At 68.8% G+C, this 15230-nt stretch carries 27 protein-coding genes and 1 tRNA gene; 21 read left to right on the top strand and 7 right to left on the bottom strand.

Translation table 11 applies throughout. The annotated features are described in order from the left end of the window. Positions 1 to 102 precede the first annotated feature (102 nt). Together AB0395_RS26520 and AB0395_RS26515 are read right to left on the bottom strand one after the other, a co-directional pair. Complete coding sequence (locus tag AB0395_RS26520) at positions 103 to 948, bottom strand: MauE/DoxX family redox-associated membrane protein (protein WP_366285110.1); 846 nt, start codon at positions 946 to 948, stop codon at positions 103 to 105. A 5-nt stretch (positions 949 to 953) separates the two neighbouring features. Then, positions 954 to 1976 (bottom strand): hypothetical protein, encoded by a 1023-nt coding sequence (locus AB0395_RS26515; protein WP_366285107.1) that lies wholly within the window; start codon positions 1974 to 1976, stop codon positions 954 to 956. 296 nt (positions 1977 to 2272) lie between these two features. Between AB0395_RS26515 and AB0395_RS26510 the strand changes: the two genes are divergently transcribed. Further along, positions 2273 to 2815 (top strand): SigE family RNA polymerase sigma factor, encoded by a 543-nt coding sequence (locus AB0395_RS26510; protein WP_366285105.1) that lies wholly within the window; start codon positions 2273 to 2275, stop codon positions 2813 to 2815. Here AB0395_RS26510 and AB0395_RS26505 read toward each other — a convergent pair. After that, positions 2799 to 3293, bottom strand: coding sequence for a MarR family transcriptional regulator (locus tag AB0395_RS26505; protein WP_366285102.1), 495 nt, complete (start codon positions 3291 to 3293; stop codon positions 2799 to 2801). The two genes, AB0395_RS26510 and AB0395_RS26505, sit on opposite strands and share 17 nt — an antisense overlap. 101 nt (positions 3294 to 3394) lie before the next feature. Between AB0395_RS26505 and AB0395_RS26500 the strand changes: the two genes are divergently transcribed. Together AB0395_RS26500 and AB0395_RS26495 are read left to right on the top strand one after the other, a co-directional pair. Then, a complete protein-coding gene (locus AB0395_RS26500) occupies positions 3395 to 3958 on the top strand; it encodes a YceI family protein (protein WP_366285099.1) in 564 nt (187 codons plus the stop codon). A gap of 265 nt (positions 3959 to 4223) precedes the next feature. Beyond that, positions 4224 to 4313 (top strand) — tRNA-Ser (locus AB0395_RS26495). A 104-nt stretch (positions 4314 to 4417) separates the two neighbouring features. On the opposite strand, the gene AB0395_RS26490 is transcribed toward AB0395_RS26495, so the two are convergent. After that, complete coding sequence (locus tag AB0395_RS26490; RefSeq protein ID WP_366285098.1) at positions 4418 to 5857, bottom strand: tyrosine-type recombinase/integrase; 1440 nt, start codon at positions 5855 to 5857, stop codon at positions 4418 to 4420. Between the two features lie 203 nt (positions 5858 to 6060). On the opposite strand from AB0395_RS26490, the gene AB0395_RS26485 reads away from it, so the two are divergent. Continuing rightward, positions 6061 to 6264 (top strand): hypothetical protein, encoded by a 204-nt coding sequence (locus AB0395_RS26485; protein WP_366285095.1) that lies wholly within the window; start codon positions 6061 to 6063, stop codon positions 6262 to 6264. Between the two features lie 57 nt (positions 6265 to 6321). Here AB0395_RS26485 and AB0395_RS26480 read toward each other — a convergent pair whose 3' ends face one another. From AB0395_RS26480 to AB0395_RS26470, 3 genes are all read right to left on the bottom strand, one after another. Beyond that, positions 6322 to 6741 carry a hypothetical protein gene (locus AB0395_RS26480; protein WP_366285092.1) on the bottom strand — a complete coding sequence of 140 codons (420 nt, stop codon included), beginning with the start codon at positions 6739 to 6741 and terminating at the stop codon, positions 6322 to 6324. Next, positions 6738 to 7157 carry a hypothetical protein gene (locus AB0395_RS26475; RefSeq protein ID WP_366285089.1) on the bottom strand — a complete coding sequence of 140 codons (420 nt, stop codon included), beginning with the start codon at positions 7155 to 7157 and terminating at the stop codon, positions 6738 to 6740. Before AB0395_RS26475 ends, AB0395_RS26480 begins: the two co-directional genes overlap by 4 nt. Positions 7158 to 7287: 130 nt before the next feature. Next, on the bottom strand, positions 7288 to 7764 hold the full coding sequence (locus tag AB0395_RS26470) for a helix-turn-helix transcriptional regulator (protein ID WP_366285087.1): 477 nt from the start codon (positions 7762 to 7764) through the stop codon (positions 7288 to 7290). Between the two features lie 159 nt (positions 7765 to 7923). On the opposite strand from AB0395_RS26470, the gene AB0395_RS26465 reads away from it, so the two are divergent. From AB0395_RS26465 to AB0395_RS26385, 17 genes are read left to right on the top strand one after another with little or no spacing between them, the layout of a single operon-like run. Continuing rightward, the gene (locus AB0395_RS26465) at positions 7924 to 8202 is read left to right on the top strand and encodes a helix-turn-helix transcriptional regulator (RefSeq protein ID WP_366285084.1); all 279 of its coding nucleotides are present in this window, start codon (positions 7924 to 7926) and stop codon (positions 8200 to 8202) included. A 24-nt stretch (positions 8203 to 8226) separates the two neighbouring features. After that, on the top strand, positions 8227 to 8472 hold the full coding sequence (locus AB0395_RS26460) for a BldC family transcriptional regulator (RefSeq protein WP_366285081.1): 246 nt from the start codon (positions 8227 to 8229) through the stop codon (positions 8470 to 8472). Then, positions 8472 to 8747, top strand: a complete 276-nt coding sequence (locus AB0395_RS26455) for a hypothetical protein (RefSeq protein ID WP_366285078.1) — start codon at positions 8472 to 8474, stop codon at positions 8745 to 8747. Before AB0395_RS26460 ends, AB0395_RS26455 begins: the two co-directional genes overlap by 1 nt. Next, on the top strand, positions 8747 to 9010 hold the full coding sequence (locus AB0395_RS26450; protein WP_366285076.1) for a hypothetical protein: 264 nt from the start codon (positions 8747 to 8749) through the stop codon (positions 9008 to 9010). Before AB0395_RS26455 ends, AB0395_RS26450 begins: the two co-directional genes overlap by 1 nt. Further along, positions 9007 to 9309: a hypothetical protein gene (locus tag AB0395_RS26445; RefSeq protein ID WP_366285073.1), complete on the top strand. Its 303-nt coding sequence runs from the start codon at positions 9007 to 9009 to the stop codon at positions 9307 to 9309. The genes AB0395_RS26450 and AB0395_RS26445 overlap by 4 nt, the downstream gene beginning before the upstream one ends. Further along, complete coding sequence (locus tag AB0395_RS26440) at positions 9306 to 9746, top strand: hypothetical protein (RefSeq protein WP_366285070.1); 441 nt, start codon at positions 9306 to 9308, stop codon at positions 9744 to 9746. Before AB0395_RS26445 ends, AB0395_RS26440 begins: the two co-directional genes overlap by 4 nt. Further along, positions 9746 to 10147, top strand: a complete 402-nt coding sequence (locus tag AB0395_RS26435; protein WP_366285068.1) for a hypothetical protein — start codon at positions 9746 to 9748, stop codon at positions 10145 to 10147. Before AB0395_RS26440 ends, AB0395_RS26435 begins: the two co-directional genes overlap by 1 nt. Continuing rightward, positions 10147 to 10584 carry a hypothetical protein gene (locus AB0395_RS26430; RefSeq protein WP_366285066.1) on the top strand — a complete coding sequence of 146 codons (438 nt, stop codon included), beginning with the start codon at positions 10147 to 10149 and terminating at the stop codon, positions 10582 to 10584. The genes AB0395_RS26435 and AB0395_RS26430 overlap by 1 nt, the downstream gene beginning before the upstream one ends. Further along, positions 10584 to 10796: a hypothetical protein gene (locus AB0395_RS26425; RefSeq protein ID WP_366285063.1), complete on the top strand. Its 213-nt coding sequence runs from the start codon at positions 10584 to 10586 to the stop codon at positions 10794 to 10796. The genes AB0395_RS26430 and AB0395_RS26425 overlap by 1 nt, the downstream gene beginning before the upstream one ends. Beyond that, positions 10796 to 11089 carry a hypothetical protein gene (locus AB0395_RS26420; RefSeq protein WP_366285061.1) on the top strand — a complete coding sequence of 98 codons (294 nt, stop codon included), beginning with the start codon at positions 10796 to 10798 and terminating at the stop codon, positions 11087 to 11089. The genes AB0395_RS26425 and AB0395_RS26420 overlap by 1 nt, the downstream gene beginning before the upstream one ends. Continuing rightward, a complete protein-coding gene (locus AB0395_RS26415) occupies positions 11086 to 11553 on the top strand; it encodes a hypothetical protein (protein ID WP_366285059.1) in 468 nt (155 codons plus the stop codon). The genes AB0395_RS26420 and AB0395_RS26415 overlap by 4 nt, the downstream gene beginning before the upstream one ends. Next, positions 11550 to 11732 carry a hypothetical protein gene (locus tag AB0395_RS26410; RefSeq protein WP_366285057.1) on the top strand — a complete coding sequence of 61 codons (183 nt, stop codon included), beginning with the start codon at positions 11550 to 11552 and terminating at the stop codon, positions 11730 to 11732. Before AB0395_RS26415 ends, AB0395_RS26410 begins: the two co-directional genes overlap by 4 nt. Next, positions 11729 to 12838, top strand: coding sequence for a lambda-exonuclease family protein (locus tag AB0395_RS26405; protein WP_366285056.1), 1110 nt, complete (start codon positions 11729 to 11731; stop codon positions 12836 to 12838). The genes AB0395_RS26410 and AB0395_RS26405 overlap by 4 nt, the downstream gene beginning before the upstream one ends. Next, positions 12835 to 13821, top strand: coding sequence for a recombinase RecT (locus AB0395_RS26400; protein ID WP_366285054.1), 987 nt, complete (start codon positions 12835 to 12837; stop codon positions 13819 to 13821). The genes AB0395_RS26405 and AB0395_RS26400 overlap by 4 nt, the downstream gene beginning before the upstream one ends. Further along, a complete protein-coding gene (locus tag AB0395_RS26395) occupies positions 13818 to 14306 on the top strand; it encodes a hypothetical protein (RefSeq protein WP_366285052.1) in 489 nt (162 codons plus the stop codon). Before AB0395_RS26400 ends, AB0395_RS26395 begins: the two co-directional genes overlap by 4 nt. Further along, a complete protein-coding gene (locus AB0395_RS26390; RefSeq protein ID WP_366285049.1) occupies positions 14303 to 14794 on the top strand; it encodes a hypothetical protein in 492 nt (163 codons plus the stop codon). Before AB0395_RS26395 ends, AB0395_RS26390 begins: the two co-directional genes overlap by 4 nt. Continuing rightward, entirely contained in the window at positions 14781 to 14951 is a 171-nt protein-coding gene (locus AB0395_RS26385; RefSeq protein WP_366285046.1) for a hypothetical protein, read from the top strand. The genes AB0395_RS26390 and AB0395_RS26385 overlap by 14 nt, the downstream gene beginning before the upstream one ends. Positions 14952 to 15230 lie beyond the last annotated feature (279 nt).

Genomic DNA, 15230 nt, shown 5'->3' with positions numbered 1-15230 from the left:
TATACTGGCGCAGGGCACTAGACCTCTATACGGCTCTCTAGTGGGGAAGCTAGAGAGCCGTATAGAGCTGAATCGTGTCACCCTAGAAAGATCTAGCGGTTTCTAGCGTCCAGCCGATACGGGCATAGATTTCGGCAGAGGAGCCATGTCGACGGGCTGGCCGTCGAAGCCGACCATCGCCACTCGCACCGCCGGATGCCGCCCGCTCAGATAGATCGCGAAGACCACGTCGACCGCTTCGCCCGAGTGGCTCTGCCCCGGATAGACGAAGAACCGCCAGCACAGTTCCCGCCAGCTGTCGACGGGGTCGGTGCTGGACAGCAGCTTCTCGTGCGAGCGCCAGGCCGCGCTCGCGCGCAGCCGGTTGAGCGCGGGGGCCGGGTCGAGCGGACGCTGCTCACACGGGGCGCGATACCGGAGCCTGGCGGCGGCCTCCTCGATCTCAGGCGAGAGTACGGCGAGCACCAGCAGCCCTCCGGCCGCGGCCAGCGCCTGCGGCCAGGTCATACCGGTCAGCAACGACCAGCCGGGGACCGGCGGAGTCCAGACGAGCCCCGTGGCCATGGCGGTCAGCACCATCGTGCGCCCCAGCGAGCGCAGCCCGACCGGCACCGCGCTGACCTCGCCGAAGCAGCCGCAGCCCACGTCGGGACGGCGTCGCCGCAGTTCCCACAGCACGTAGGTGGAGATGGCGAAGAACGCGGCCGTACACCAGCGGAACAGGGGATGGCCCGTCATCACCAGCCCCGCCAGCAGGGCCGTCTCTCCGGCCGCGCAGCCGAGCATGGCGGGCGCGCGCCAGCGGTCGACAACCAGCACCGCGGGCCCGAGCCTGCTCAGCGCGCCCGGCTCGGCCTCCCCCCTGGCCGTCCACACCTTGGAGAGCGCTCCCGCGGCGAGCAGCGCGCCCAGCACCGGAAGCTGCGCGGCGGCGATCATCGTCAGCATCTGTGTCATCCCAATCCGACCCGGGCGTTGAAGCACCCCTTGGTCAGGTCCCCGCCGAGCTCCACGAAGGAGACCGGCGACAGCTCCACGATCCGGCCGCGTGGAGAGGTGCCGCACTCCAGGCACCGGTCGCAGAACCGGCCCGCCAGGCAGCCGCACGCCACGATCGAGAGCACCGAGGTCCGCCCGGCGCACACGTTGCGCACGCTGAGCGCCGAGCCCAGCGCGAGATAGGGCAGCGCCGTACAGGAGACGCCCGCGTCCTGGCAGTCGCTGTCGGCATGCTCCAGCATGGGGTAGGCCGCGCCCCGCTCGCCCCAGTCGAAGGCGTCCGACCAGGTCGAGGTCCCCGAGATCCGCGACTGCAGGCCGCTGTAGCCCGGGGGCGGCTGCGGTACGGCGGTCCACCGATAGGGGGGCTGAGAGGTCGCGGGCAGGCGGGCGTGCGCCACGCCGTCCTCCCGGATCCCGATGGCGTCGAACAGGTAGCCCGGCTCGAACTTCGGGTGCCGCACGCGCAGCCGTCCCGAGGCGCCGTAGGGGATGACGATCGTGCGCCGTCCCCTGTGGGGCCCGCAGTACAGCTCGACCGTGAGGTCCCTGCGGCCGGTGCCGATGGACTGGATCACACCGGTGATCCGGGTGATGTCCGACCAGATCCGGTCCACGACCCGGCCGCCCTGCAGTGCCCTGACGATCACATGGGCGCCGATCGGCAGGTCGGCGGGGGAGACGGTCTCTCCGCGCCAGGCGGTCGCCCACGGCGCGATGACGAGCCGCTCCTCGCCGCCCTCTGGGGTGTCGATGATGATCAGATGCGGGCTGACGTCCAGGATCTCGCCGGTGACCGAACGCAGGGGCTCGCCTTCCTCCGAGACCGGCTCGGAACCGGCCTCCGTGCTGGAGCGGGAATCCGGGCCGAAAGCGGAACCTGCTCCGGTTTTGGGGTTCGGCTCTGGCCCGGCGAGAGGTCTGCCAAGCGCGGCGGCGGCCAGCACGCGGCGGCGCTCAGCGCGGCGATACGGCATCGTCACTCCCCATGTTTCGCAAAGGTCTCCCGTCAGCGTCACACGCTCGCGGGAGTCTCGCCGTTCGCTTCGGCCAATAATCCCGTCAGCTCGCTGAGGAGGTATCAAAATTCCCCTCCCGGGTGGAACGCGTTGTCTACCGTTCTAGGGCAAACCCGTACCTGACGACATCTCAGGACGCTGCCACCGTGTTGCGTCGTTTTTGCCGTTGACGGGATGAAATATAGGTTCCGGTTCAGCCGGTTTAGGGGCTCAGGCTGCGATTCTGGCCACGAGACGCACCTGACCACGGGCTGGTGATCGCGGTGACCGGCGGGATTCACGAGGAGTTCCGCGAGTACGTCGTTGCTCGCGGTCCCGCACTGCTGCGCGCCGCCTACCAGCTCACCGGGCATCCGAACGATGCCGAGGACCTGCTGCAGGCCGCTCTTTTCAAGACCTATCTGGCCTGGGGGCGCATCCAGGACCGCGCCGCCCTGGACGCGTACGTGCGTCGGGCGATGGTCAACATCAACATCTCCTGGTGGCGAAGGCGCAAGCTGGAGGAGTATCCCTCGGAGGAGATCCCCGAGCCGGTCCTGGCAGGTGGTCACGGTCATCTGCCCGAACAGGTCGAGCAGGCTCTCGACCGGCTGCCGACTCGGATGCGGGCCGCGGTCGTGCTGCGTTACTACGAGGACATGACCGAGCCGGAGATCGCCAAGGCGCTGGGAATCAGCGTCGGCACCGTCAAGAGCACGGTCTCCCGGGCGATGGCGCGGCTCCGCGGTGACCTCACGATCCCGGGGCAGCGTCAACTGGAGCCGCGGAGCGAGGCCGCCGTCATCGCGCGGAGGTGATCTCCTCGGGGACGGCCTCGGCTCCCGCCGTCGCGCACGGCCGTACGGCGTCGCGGATCGTCCGCAGCGCGTCCAGGAAGGCGCTGAGCTGCTCGGGGGAGAGCAGGCCCGTGAACCACTCCTCGATGTCCGCCAGATGCCGGGGGAGCACCGCCCCGAGCCGCTCGGTGCCCGCCTCGGTGATCGCCGCGTAGGAGGCTCTGCGGTCGGTGGCGCACGCCTGCCTCACCACCAGCCCCTCACGCTCCAGCCGGTCGACGACCCTGGTCACCCCGCTGGTTGACAGGTTGGTCTGCGCGGCCAGATCGCTCATGCGCAGGCGCCTGCCGGGTGAGCGCGCCAGCCGTATCAGGGTCTCGAAGTCGATGTCCGAAAGCCCCGCCTCGGCGAAGGACGTGTGCGTCTTCGCCACGAGGCCGCCGAAGGCCTCGGCCAGCAAGCCCATCGCCGTGAGCCGGGAGTCGTCAAAGGGGATCACAATCCCACTGTATCCGACGATAGTTGACGAGAGGAATATTCCTCATGTAGAAATCTGTTGACGCAAACATCCGCACCGCAAGCACCCCTTCGGGAGTAGACATGACCACTCGGACCTGGGAAGACCTTCAGATCCCCACTGCCGGCACCTTCAACCTCGACGCCGCCCACACCCGGATCGGCTTCGTGGTCAAGCACATGATGGTGAGCAAGGTCCGCGGTCACTTCGACCAGTTCTCCGGCAGCGTCACCATCGCCGAGAACCCCCTCGAGTCGTCCGCCGAGCTCGCGATCAAGGCCGAGAGCATCAGCACCGGCGTCGCCGACCGTGACGGTCACCTGCGCGGCGATGACTTCCTCGCCGCGGAGAAGTTTCCCGAGATCACCTTCCGTAGCACCCGCGTGGTCGGTCACTCCGGCGACGAGTTCACCGTGGTCGGCGACCTCACCGTCCGCGACGTCACCAAGCAGGTCGAGCTCACCGTCGAGTACGGCGGCGCCGGCACCAACCCCTGGGGCCAGAGCGTGTGGGGCTTCTCCATCACGACCGAGATCGACCGTGAGGAGTTCGGTCTGACCTGGAACCAGGCCCTGGAGACCGGCGGCGTCCTGGTTGGCAAGAAGATCAAGATTGAGATCGAGGGCGAGGCCAACCCCGCCGCCTGATCGCGCCGTCCACAAGGGCTTCCTCCCCTTCCAGGGGGGAGCCCTTTTCGGTGTCCATGGGGCGAGATCTCCCATCTCGAACGGTAAGAATCCCCAGCTTCCCCACCCTCCTTAGCTGCGAAAACCTACCTCCATCCACAGGTGTGCACGAAGTTATCCACAGCAGTGGATAACCCGACTCGGCTCCTCAGGCGCGACGCGCGCCGGAACCGCTTTGCCGCCTCGCCTGATGGCCGGTACTCTGTGCTGAGCCACACGGCAACCAGGAGGCTTCGCCTAGTCAGGTCTATGGCGCCGCACTGCTAATGCGGTTTGGGTTTACCGCCCATCCGGGGTTCAAATCCCCGAGCCTCCGCTGTGATCAGGGGTTTCTTTCGGAAGGATCTTCCGGAGGGAACCCCTGTTTTGCTGTTCAGGGCTTACGTGAGCACAAGGTGAGCACAAGGCGGTTTCACGGGCTCATTGCGTCCTCTTTCTCGGGATGATCGCGGCCGTCGCCTCGGCAGCCGCCCGGGAAACCTCCGGCACGACCGAGGTGTAGACGTCGGCGGTGAAGCTGTAGCGGGCGTGGCCCAGTGTGGCAGAGACCACCTTCATGTCCACCCCGGCAGCGAGCATCAGGGTGGCCGCGCAGTGGCGCAGGTCGTGGAACCGGATCGGCGGAAGTCCGGCGGCCTTCACGATGGCCGCGAATCGCTCGGAGACGTACTCCTCTCGCAGCGCCGATCCGTCCTCGGCGGTGTAGATCAGTCCGGTGTCGATCCAGTCGGCACCGGCCGCCAGGCGCTCGCGCCGCTGGGCCGCGCGCCACGCCTTCAACAGCCTGATGTTGGTGTCGTCCAGAGCGACCGTCCGCCAGGACGGATCGGACTTCAGGCCGTCGTCGTCTTCGTCGTCGGACTCCAGCAGGCTCAGACTCTTCGAGTCGCTCAGGTCGGTGTCCTCCCACCGGGCGCCGCACACCTCGCCGCGGCGCAGGCCGCGCGTGGCGGCGAGGTGATACAGCGAGTAGAGGCGCTCTCCGCGCTCCTCGGCAACGTCGAGGAACCGGCCACACAGCTCCGGCGTCCAGACCATGACCTTGCCCGGAACCCTTCCGGTCTCCTTCCATCGGGCGATCCGCTCGGCCGTCCACACCAGCGGCCGACGCTTGGGCAGGCGCGGTAGTTCTACATATTGAGCGGGGTTGTGGGGGATCTTCTTGGTCTTGGCCGCCGTGCCGAGCGCGGAGGACAGCACCCGGTGGATGCGGTGGATGCGGGAGACGGACAAGGGCTTCTTGCGCTTGAGCCCCGGCATCTCCCCGTCCTCCAGGCGAAGCTTCGGTGCGAGCGCGCGAGCCGCCAGCAGCCGACGGAGCATCTCGGAGGGCCGCGCTCTCTCGGGGAGGTTGTTGATCTGCCCGATGGCCGTGTAGAGCTGGCTGAGGTGCTGATCGTTGACCTCGGCGAGCTTGAGATAGCCGAGGCCCGGCTTGCCGTACAGCTCGACGGTCTCGACGTAGGACGCCAAGGTGGAGTCCTTGAGGGACTTCTTGCCCTTCAGCCACTGATCGAGGTAGTCGCCGAAGGTCAGGCTCCGGTCGGGGGCGATTCCGCCTTCGTCGAGAACGGTGAGCGCCTTGCGTAGGGCCTTGGATGCTTCGTCCTCGGTGTCGAAGGGGCCGAGCCAGGGCTGGCGGCGCTTGCCGTCCGGGCCGGGCGGTGCGCTGTAGCGAGCCCACCAAGCGCCATGGCCGGAGTTCCAGCGCCATTGAGGCTGACCGCTCCTGTCGAGCTTGGGCTGGCCCTTGCGGTCCTTGAGATACACCCGCAGTTGAGGGCAGCGGTCGCCGAGCTGCTTGCCCGTCTGCGGGTCACGGCAGCCGCACCGCTTCTTCACCACCCCTGCACGTTTCATTCCTCTCCTTCTCCTTGCTGGGTCACTAGTGAAACTATGGCGAACTTACCAAGAGGAAGAAATAGTGTCCACTAGTTCTTTCAGTTTCCTCTAGTGTTGATGGCATGCGTTGGCTGTGTTGAGCAGGCGACGGTTGACGTTGGCCAGTGCGATAGCCCAGCGAGGACGGGATGTGCTGGCGGGCCATGAAGAAAGAGGTCGTGATGACCAACGACAGGCTCATGCTGATGCCCGAGATCTCCAAGTACACCCGCCGTCCGGAGAGCACCCTGCGCTACCTGCGGCACAAGGGAGGCCCTGACGCTCCGCCGCTATGGAGGCAAGGCCGCCGTCTGGTCGCCTGGCAAAGCGAGATCGACGCATGGCTGGACAGACTGAAGGCGGCCGATCCGAAGGCGTCCGAGTGACGGCTTTTCGGCCGGGTGGCGGGGTCCCCCTGACCCCGCCAGCGTTCAGCTGAAGAGCTAGCGGCTGGAGCGTTCCCGTGTTCGTTCGGGGAGCCGTATCGAGCGCCTGATGGACATGGACTTCGCCACGGCCAGCCCCTCGACCGTGACCACCACTACGGCGGGAGGAGTCGGAAGGTGGACGATCGGCGGCGTATAACCTCCGACGACCGTGCCGCACAGGCTCACGGCGGCGGCGCTGGAGGTCGCCGTGGCGATCGGCCCGGCCAGCACATCGCGCAGGCCGGCCAGCACTAGCAGCGGCAGTGCGAGGAGGCCGTGGTTACGCTCGGCCCGCAGTGCCGAGGCGACCGCGGCCCGCTGCTCCTCATGCGACAGCCGGGAGTTGACGACGATCACGAGCTGGCCGTCCTCCTCGTGGTAGGTCTCCACGGCGACGTCGTCGCCCAGCTCCCGGTAGCGGATGACGTGGGTCACGCCACCCCCCGCAGCTCGTGATGCACCTCCCGCCACACCTGTTGGACCCGTTGCCAGGCATATGCCTCGCGCACTAGGTCGGCTTCTCGTGGCGGCCCGTGGATGATGAGCGTGACGGGCACATCGTCGATCAGCACCTGGATCGGGACGTAGCCGGGACTTCCGGCCCGCCAGGCCGTGACGAGCTGTGGGGGTGGCGGGTCGGTGAGGTCGATCCCGATGATGCGCTGCTGAATATCGATCACCGCCCGCGCTCGTGCGAGGTCCGCCTGGGCCTGGAGGAGCTGCTGGTGGAGCGAAGCCGCGGAGTCGGTGGCGCGTTCCTGCCAGGAGACCAGGGTGGCGATGTGGCGGACGCGCGATTGGATGCTGCCGAGAATGGCGTCTGCATCCGTGCCGGGGGGTTGTGAATGCATGGGGTACACACCTTTGTGCATCTTGCGACGATCGTGCAGCGTGCTTCCCAGGCGCCTGCGTGGAACGTGCGTTCCCATCGCTAACTGATTTTAGACACCCCGAAATCTGATCGTTATGGTTCTAACGACGTTATCCCGCCTTGTGTTCCCTTTCATCCCTGCTGTCACCTTGGGCTCGCGGTTCCACCGAACGCATTGCCTCGATCAGAGTGATGGCCGCCATGCGTTCGGTTTCGGTCAGTTCGGCGATCTCCTGGATGCGCTGCCGCCATGTCTCGACCGCCGGTGCCGGCGCGGGCTGGGGAGTCTCCCCGGTCGCATGGATCTCGTCGAGGATCTCCAGGGCGTCGCCGCGGCCGACCTCCACTAGGCGCTCCCGGGCGATCTCCAGGGCGGCCCAGATGTGCGCGAGCGTCGCGGCCGGCGCGTTCACCGGAACGTAGATTCCGCCCTTCTTCGTCTCGTAGCCATTCTCGATCTGGCTGAGCCGGGCCGGACTGATCCCCGCGGATTTCGCGACCACGGGGATGGAAAGCCGCTTGGCCTGGCGGACGCGCCGGACGAGCGCGGCCTCCGGCGGCGGTTCGGGCATCTGCGGTGTGGTCATCGGTCCCTCGCCTGATCGGTGCTCCACTGTGCGAACTAAGGCGAACTGTAACGGTTGACGGGGGGCCTGGCCAGCACTTCTCATCACCCGCCCGGTGTGACTGAAAAAACTGAAAGAAAACTATGGACAGTTTGAACAGTTCGCCTTAGTGTCAACAGCATGCACAACGGCTCGCGCCCTCGACGGCAGCACGTCCGGGCACCGCTCAACCAGAATCCGGAAGCTCTGCGGATCGCTCGGATCGCGGCCCGGATGCGGCCGGTCGACCTCGCCCGTGCGGCAGAGATCAGCAAAGGCCACATGAGCGAGCTGGAGCGCGGCACGCGCAGCGCCTCTCCCGAGCTGCTGGGACGCCTCGCCGAGATCCTCGGCTGCGATGTGCGCGAGCTGATCAACAAAGTCCCGGCCAGCGCAGAAGCGGCCGGAGACAACTCCTGAATCACTCCCCGAAGGAGCCCCCTCATGAAGGGCATCAAGACCACCGCCCCTGACGGCACCGTCACCCTCACCCCCGAGCCTGTGGCCGTCGAGCCGCTGCTCACCCCGGCCGAGGTCGCGACCATGTTCCGCGTTGACCCCAAGACCGTCACGCGCTGGGCCAAGGCCGGAAGACTCTCCTCCATCCGCACCCTGGGCGGTCACCGCCGCTACCGGGAGGCCGAGGTCCGCGCGCTGCTGGCGATCGGCGCGCAGAACGCGGGCGAGTGATGAGCCGCCTCGACGACCTTCGCCTGATCTGGCCGGAGCGCACCGCCGTGCAGCACAAGGACTCGGGCGCGACCGGTGTGATCGCTCTCTGCCCGCCGGACGACCCGATCGCCCGTGACCGTCGAGCCCGTCCGACGGCTCACCTGCTGCTCAACGGATCCGATCTCGGCGTGGTGTGGGTCCGCTGGGGAGACCGGCCGGGCTGCTGGATGCGGCCCCTCTGGCTCCAGAAGATCCGCGTCCGGGAGATCCGTGTCCGGGGACGGGGGCGGTGATGGGCACTCTCTCTGTCCTGCCCTCCTCGGTGCCGATGCCTGAGGCCGCCGGGCCGGTCATCACGGCCGCGACGCTCGGCGGGGTGATCTTCCTGGAGATCCCTTCCACCGGGTTCGCGACCGTGGACCCCGACGCCCTGCCGCCCGGCCTGTCCCCGGCCGCGATCGACGAGCTGTGCGCCATCGCGCAGCACGCCCGCGAGGCCCTGAGCGAATGGGCAGCCCGGCACACCGTGACCCCACGCCTGGAGGTCCTGCCATGATCCTCCTGCCCGCCTGCCGGACTGTGCTCGGCGAGTACGCCGCCTACCAGCTCGCGCACATCGGTCCCCGGCTGAACGGCCAGGCCGAGGCCGTCGCGCTGGTCACCCCGTACAACCACTCCCACCGGCCGACCTACACGGTGTTCCGGCGTGACCCCGGCAAGGAGTGGCAGGCCCTCGCGGGTGAGCACTTCGTCTTGGCCGACGCGATCGAGGCGGCCAAGCACGAAACCCGCGTCGTCGGGATGGGCAGCGCCGAGCTGGCCGCCCTGCTGACCATGGCGGAGGCAGCGCGATGACCGCGACCTCGCCCGAGATCCGCGTCCCGGCCGACCCGCTGGAGATGGCGAACAACCTCGTGGCCGCCGTCGGAAGGCTGGCCGAGCACACCAGCCGCGACCCGATGGGGGCCGCCATCCACGGCCTCCCTTCCCGCGCGGTCGCCGCTGCCGAGCAGGCCGAACGGCTGGCCACCGTCTCCATCGCCCGGGACCTGCGGCGGCTGGCCGACCACTTCACCGGTACGGCCGAGCGTCCCGACGAACAGCCGGAGCCTGACGTTCTCACCGAGGCCCTCCTGACCGAGGCCCGCCGCCACAGCACCGACTACCTGCGGGACACCTACATCCGGGGCATCGAGTTCGGCCATCCGTGGTCCCCGCTCAAGGCCGCGATCGAGCAGGTCCTGACCGAGCGTGGCGAGCCGATCCCCACCACGACCCCCGAGGAGGGGTGATGGATCTTCCCCTGAACGCCCACCTGTATCTGACGATCACGCCGGATCAGGTACGCAAGACGCTGTCCGACGACGGTTGGTCGAGCCTGGACATCGGGCCGCTGCGGGTGCAGATCCCACGTGGTGACCTCACCCGCATCCGGGGCGCGCGGATCCTGGCGCAGGCCATCGCCGCCCAGGCCGATTTCTGGGACAAGGACCTGAGCGCGTTGGAGGCCGAGTTGGTGGCCGCCGAGAAGGCCGCCACCGCCCAGCCGACCACGGGGCCAATCGAGGTCCCATCCGCCGACGAGCCGCCCACCTCCGAGCCAGTGGGTGGCGACGACCCCGGCCTGGACGCCAAGGTGACCGCTTTCATGCAGACCCCGGAGACCCACCGTCGGGGCCGGAGGGGGCAGTGATGGGCACCCGAGCGGACTTCTACGTCGGACGCGGACCGGACGCCGAATGGCTCGGCTCGATCGCCTGGGACGGCAACCCCGCCGGGATCTGCACCGACACCCGTGCCCTGGAGGCCGGGGATGAGCAGACCTTCCGCGACCTGCTCGGCGGCTTCCTGGCCAGCCGTGGCGACGCCACCACGCCGGACCAGGGATGGCCGTGGCCGTGGAACGACAGCCGGACGACGGACTACGCCTACGCCTTCGACAGCGGCCGGGTCTACGGCTCGTGTTGCGGACAGCCGTGGTTCCTGGTCGATCCGAAGGGCGTCGACTTCGGAGAGCCGGACGAGGGCGAGGAGATCGGGGAGTCCGCCGTCTTCCCGGACATGTCCGCCCGCCAGGCCGTCACGTTCGGCGAGCGCTCCGGCGTGATCATCTTTGGAGGCGGTCAGTGATGGGCCGTCACACGCGCGATGAACTCGCGGAGTGGGCCGAGGTCTGGCAGGAGAAGGACCCCGCCGCCTGGGTGGCGCCGCTACAGACCGGTGGCGCCCGGACCGAGCGGCGGATCCGGCAGACCCTCGCCGAGCGGGGGCTGCTGCTGGCCCGCCGGGTCGGCCGCCGTGCCCGGCGCCTGCGCCAGGCCCTGGCGAAGGGCGGTCGGTGATGAGCTACAGCCCGCTGTGGCCCGGCTGGGCCGACCAGACTCGGCAGGCGCTGGACCTCTTCCAGGAGCTGCCTGAGGAGAGCCGCGTCGCCCTTCAGGGCCTCGCCGCGTACATCGGTGAGGAACTGCGGATGGAGTTCCCCGACGTCGAGCCGGGCCTGGTCGGCTGGATCACCCTCCGGGCGGCCTCCCACCTCGGTGGCCTCATCCGTATGGAGTCCGCCCCCGTCGAGCCGGGCACGTACATCGCCATCGGACTCATGGCCGGGGATCACCTGGTGAGCACATCATGAGCGCCCGCACTCAGGACGAGCTCCTGGCCCGCGTCGCTGAGGCCGCCGAGATGGACCTGTTCGGCTTCCGCCGCCAGGTCCTGATCCCGGCGCTGACCTTCGAGCACGCCCAGCCGTTCATCCGTGAAGGCGTGACGGCTGAGGAGTGGGGCGAGGCCATACAGGCGGCCGAGCTTCTGGAGATGGCCCGCGAGTACTACGCCTTCGCCCTCGGCAAGATCGCGGACCACCGGGGCATCTCGGCGACCCGGTCCGTGGAGAAGCTCACGGAGTACGCCTGGCTGCTCGGCCGAGACGACATCGTCTTGGCGATGGAGGCCGCCGACTACGAGCAGTACGGCGCGCCGAAGGTCAAGGCGTTCGGGCTCGGCCTCGAACTGGAGTGGCCAAGCACGGAGGCGATGACCCGCATGGCGGCCGGAGAGCCGTGCCGCCCCGACTGCGACGAAGGATGCGAGCGATGACCAGCATCAAGGTCGAGCGGCTGGGCGCGCCATGGGTCCCGGAGAACTCCCCGCACGCAGTCCTCCAGGTGTACGCAGGACCCGACGCTGAGCACCGCGCGCACTCCGGCACGCTCACGATGACGCACGAAGAGGCCGCCGAGCTGATCGCCCGCATCGACGCGGGAGAGGCATCATGACCAGCCTCATCACGCCCACCGCGCGCCTACTCGCACCCGCTGGCCTCTCCCGCGAGGAGTGGCTGGAGGTCCGGCGGACCGGTGTCGGGGGTTCGGATGTGGCCGCGATCCTCGGTATGGATGCCCATCGTGGGCCGCTGCACGTCTACCTGTCCAAGCGCGGAGAGCTGGCCGAGCGCCGTGACCCGCGCCTGGACAGGGCCGCCCGGCGCGGCCACAAGCTGGAGGGCCTCGTGGCCGAGCTGTTCGAGGAGGAGTCCGGCCACGGGGTTCTCCAGTCGCCGGGAACGCTCCAGCACACCGACCGGCCGTGGATGCTGGCGAACTGCGACCGCCTGGTGGTCGAGTCCGCCACCCTGGCCACCTGGTCGGAGCCCCACCCGGACATCCCGCTCGGCCCCGGCTACCCCGACGCCACGGCCGTCCTGGAGTGCAAGAGCAGGACATGGCGCAGCGCCCGCCGAGAGGACTGGCACGGCGAGGAACCGCCGGACGGCCCGGCTCTCCAGGCGTATTGGTACCTGGCCGTCACGGGGTACCCGCGCGCCTACGTCGCTGGTCTGATCGACGACGACCTGGCGTGGTTCCGGCTGGAGCGCGACGAAGAGCTGATCGGCCACCTCGTGCAGCTCGTCACCGAGTTCTGGGAGCGGCACGTGCTCGCCGGAGTCGAGCCCGACCCCGGCGACCTGGAGGCCACGGACGAGCTGCTCGGCCACCTGTGGGACGTGCGCCCTGAGTCGGTGAAGTTCTTCGCCGGAGCCGAGGTTGCCGAGATCGAGGCGCTAGTCACCGAGCGGGACGCCATCGTGGCCCAGCGCAAGGAGTTGAAGCGTGACCTCGGCCGGATCGAGAACCGGCTGAAGGCCAAGCTCGGCCCCAACGAGATCGCCGAGGTCGCGCTCGCTCCCGGCCGAGAGCTGTACTCCTGGCACCGCAATGGGGTCTTCGCCAGTAAACGGTTCCGTGAGGCCGAGCCGGACCTGGCCGCCGAGTACGTCCACCTCGTCAAGGCCATCGACCGCGAGCGCCTGGCCGCCGAGAAGCCCGACGTCTACGGGCGCCACCGCGCCCGCGTGTTCCGCACCCCCGGGGGATCATCATGAGCATCAACCTCAGAGGCCGTGTCGCCCAGCGCGCGACCGGCAACCGGCCGACGAACAAGGAACTGGCCGTCAAGGCGAAGGTCCGCGACGTCCGTCAGCTCTTTCAGCAGATGCGACCCCAGTTCGAGATGGCGTTGCCCCGGCACGTCGGTGTAGATCGCTTCCTGCGGATGGCGCTGACGGCCGTGCAGAAGACGCCGAAGCTGCTGGACTGCACGCCGGAGAGCCTGCTGGCCGCGCTGCTGGAGTCGGCGCGGCTGGGTCTGGAGCCCGGTACGAAGCAGGCCGCCGTTGTGCCTTACGGCAAGCAGGCCACGTTCATCGCCCAGTGGCAGGGCCTGGTGGAGCTGATGTACCGCTCCGGTCAGGTCACGAACGTGACGGCGGAGTTCATCCACGAGAACGACGAGTGGGGCTACCGGATCGGCGACGGCGGGCAGTTCTGGCACGAGCCCGATTTGGTCGCCCCGGCCGAGGAACGTGGTCCGGTCTTGCTGGTCTACGCCTACGCGGAGATCAAGGGCGGCGGCCGGTCGAAGATCATCACCTTGAACCGGTGGCAGGCCATCGAGATCCGCGACCGCTACAGCAAGGCGTACGCCTTGGCCGAGCAGCACCGCCGTGAGGACCCCGAGGACTTCGCTCTCAACCCCGGCAAGGGGTGGTTCAACAGCACGTGGCACACCGAGTTCGACGCGATGTGGCGCAAGTCGGCAGTTCGGAGGCTGGCCGACTGGGTGCCGCAGAGTCCGGAGTTGGTTGAGCTGCTGTCCCGGGAGAACGAGGCGGGCGAGAGCGAGCTGCCCGACTTCGACTTCGAGGGCGAGGTCGTCGGGGAAAGCGAGGAGCCCGAGGCCCCGGCTGACGCTCCGCCCGGTCAGACGGCCGAGCCGTCCGCCAGGCCCGCACCGGACTACGTGTGCGAGCGGTGCCAGGTGCGCGGTGAGCACTTCGAAGACGAGTGCCCGGGTGGTGCGTCGTGAGCGTCATCGGTCAGGAAGCCGGGATCGAGCACGGCACCGTCAAGGGCTACAAGCAGCACGCATATCGGAAGATCGAGAGCTGCGATGCCTGCAAGAAGGCGCTGCGTGACGACCGGGCCGCCGCGCGCCGAGGAGAGCGTCCCGAGCGGGCCAAGCTGCAGCGGACCTCCCGCAGGAAGACGGCCGAGGCAGTCGAAGAGCAGACGGTGGCCACTCCGGTGCTGCTTCCTGTGCCGCCCCCGCCGCAGCTTCCTGATCGGCCGGAGATCGGCGTCCCCATCGAGGGGCGGGAGTTGGAGATCGGCGACGTGATCGTGTTCCTCGGCAACCACCACCGGATCGACCGCTTCGAGTCCTACACCGGCAGCCTGCGGGCGGCTCTGGGCGAGGGTACCCGCGTGGCGTGCTCTGGCGGGTGGGGGATGACCGTCGGGCCGCGCAGCACGGTGCGGATCCTGCCGCGCCCGGCTGGGGGTGCGGCATGAGGTACGCCCTGATCACCACCGACGGCGAGCTGCACGTCAAGGACGCGAACTGGCCCGGCATCCGCGCCGAGGTCGGCCCTGAAGGTCCTGCCGGAGTCGCGCTCCCGCCGGTCATGCCGATCGCGGCCCCGTGGTTTCGAGGCTGGGTGAACGATGTCGGCCACACCCGGCCGGAGGTCTACCCGCGCAACGTGATCGGGTCGCTGGTGCTGATCGGGCTGGGGGCCGCTACCTGGCCGTACGCCGGACCCGTGGTCATCACCGGCTGGGACCCGAACCCCTACACCGACGGGCCGGAGACGCGCGGCCTTGACGATGTCCAGGCCGAAGTGATCGACGCCATCCACCAGGACGCGGCCGACGCGCTGGCCGGGAAGGCGGGCGAAGTCTTCGAGATCGCCCGCACGGTCGCCGAGTGGGTCCGCACCTGCCCGACTCCCGCTCTGACCGTCTCCTTTCCGGCGGGAGGCCGTCATGGAACCGCGTAGCATCGCCGCCCACCTAAGGCGGATCGCCACCGAGAAGCCCACCGACATCTCGGCGGAGCTGCTCCACCTGGCGGCCGACTTGGACCCGGACCACTACCAGCCAAGAAACGCGCTGCCGCCCGAGCCGGTTGTGGAGCAGCTCCCGCTGGTCCCCTAGTAGATGGAGATCGTGACTGAGGAGACCGTGCCTGAGGACGACGCGTCTGCCCTGAGACTGCGTGGCCTGCTCGGCATCTTCCGGCGGCCGTCATGACTCCCAGACTCGCCGCGCCGGTTGAGCCCGGCTCCCGCGCGGCGAGGCCCGGCGGCGGACACGTCACCGCCGCCGGGTCATGTCCGCCTCGCCCTTTCCGGGGGGTGGGGCGAGGCGGGCCACGTCCAGGCCCGGGGTTGGGCGTAGGCGATCGGGCTGCCCCACAACGGCTCGACGCCGTAC

This window comes from Streptosporangium sp. NPDC051023 (genome assembly GCF_040689595.1).
Classification (GTDB): domain Bacteria; phylum Actinomycetota; class Actinomycetes; order Streptosporangiales; family Streptosporangiaceae; genus Streptosporangium.
The sequence above is the reverse complement of the archived record's forward strand: the minus strand, read 5'-3'. Positions and strand labels throughout refer to the sequence as shown.

What these genes read in the sequence shown, in the direction of transcription:
- AB0395_RS26520 (WP_366285110.1), bottom strand. Translation starts at nt 948, where the DNA reads ATGCTGACGATGATCGCCGCCGCGCAGCTTCCGGTGCTGGGCGCGCTG.
- AB0395_RS26515 (WP_366285107.1), bottom strand. Translation starts at nt 1,976, where the DNA reads ATGCCGTATCGCCGCGCTGAGCGCCGCCGCGTGCTGGCCGCCGCCGCG.
- AB0395_RS26500 (WP_366285099.1), top strand. Translation starts at nt 3,395, where the DNA reads ATGACCACTCGGACCTGGGAAGACCTTCAGATCCCCACTGCCGGCACC.
- AB0395_RS26490 (WP_366285098.1), bottom strand. Translation starts at nt 5,857, where the DNA reads ATGAAACGTGCAGGGGTGGTGAAGAAGCGGTGCGGCTGCCGTGACCCG.
- AB0395_RS26485 (WP_366285095.1), top strand. Translation starts at nt 6,061, where the DNA reads ATGACCAACGACAGGCTCATGCTGATGCCCGAGATCTCCAAGTACACC.
- AB0395_RS26475 (WP_366285089.1), bottom strand. Translation starts at nt 7,157, where the DNA reads ATGCATTCACAACCCCCCGGCACGGATGCAGACGCCATTCTCGGCAGC.
- AB0395_RS26470 (WP_366285087.1), bottom strand. Translation starts at nt 7,764, where the DNA reads ATGACCACACCGCAGATGCCCGAACCGCCGCCGGAGGCCGCGCTCGTC.
- AB0395_RS26465 (WP_366285084.1), top strand. Translation starts at nt 7,924, where the DNA reads ATGCACAACGGCTCGCGCCCTCGACGGCAGCACGTCCGGGCACCGCTC.
- AB0395_RS26460 (WP_366285081.1), top strand. Translation starts at nt 8,227, where the DNA reads ATGAAGGGCATCAAGACCACCGCCCCTGACGGCACCGTCACCCTCACC.
- AB0395_RS26455 (WP_366285078.1), top strand. Translation starts at nt 8,472, where the DNA reads ATGAGCCGCCTCGACGACCTTCGCCTGATCTGGCCGGAGCGCACCGCC.
- AB0395_RS26450 (WP_366285076.1), top strand. Translation starts at nt 8,747, where the DNA reads ATGGGCACTCTCTCTGTCCTGCCCTCCTCGGTGCCGATGCCTGAGGCC.
- AB0395_RS26445 (WP_366285073.1), top strand. Translation starts at nt 9,007, where the DNA reads ATGATCCTCCTGCCCGCCTGCCGGACTGTGCTCGGCGAGTACGCCGCC.
- AB0395_RS26440 (WP_366285070.1), top strand. Translation starts at nt 9,306, where the DNA reads ATGACCGCGACCTCGCCCGAGATCCGCGTCCCGGCCGACCCGCTGGAG.
- AB0395_RS26435 (WP_366285068.1), top strand. Translation starts at nt 9,746, where the DNA reads ATGGATCTTCCCCTGAACGCCCACCTGTATCTGACGATCACGCCGGAT.
- AB0395_RS26430 (WP_366285066.1), top strand. Translation starts at nt 10,147, where the DNA reads ATGGGCACCCGAGCGGACTTCTACGTCGGACGCGGACCGGACGCCGAA.
- AB0395_RS26425 (WP_366285063.1), top strand. Translation starts at nt 10,584, where the DNA reads ATGGGCCGTCACACGCGCGATGAACTCGCGGAGTGGGCCGAGGTCTGG.
- AB0395_RS26420 (WP_366285061.1), top strand. Translation starts at nt 10,796, where the DNA reads ATGAGCTACAGCCCGCTGTGGCCCGGCTGGGCCGACCAGACTCGGCAG.
- AB0395_RS26415 (WP_366285059.1), top strand. Translation starts at nt 11,086, where the DNA reads ATGAGCGCCCGCACTCAGGACGAGCTCCTGGCCCGCGTCGCTGAGGCC.
- AB0395_RS26410 (WP_366285057.1), top strand. Translation starts at nt 11,550, where the DNA reads ATGACCAGCATCAAGGTCGAGCGGCTGGGCGCGCCATGGGTCCCGGAG.
- AB0395_RS26405 (WP_366285056.1), top strand. Translation starts at nt 11,729, where the DNA reads ATGACCAGCCTCATCACGCCCACCGCGCGCCTACTCGCACCCGCTGGC.
- AB0395_RS26400 (WP_366285054.1), top strand. Translation starts at nt 12,835, where the DNA reads ATGAGCATCAACCTCAGAGGCCGTGTCGCCCAGCGCGCGACCGGCAAC.
- AB0395_RS26390 (WP_366285049.1), top strand. Translation starts at nt 14,303, where the DNA reads ATGAGGTACGCCCTGATCACCACCGACGGCGAGCTGCACGTCAAGGAC.
- AB0395_RS26385 (WP_366285046.1), top strand. Translation starts at nt 14,781, where the DNA reads ATGGAACCGCGTAGCATCGCCGCCCACCTAAGGCGGATCGCCACCGAG.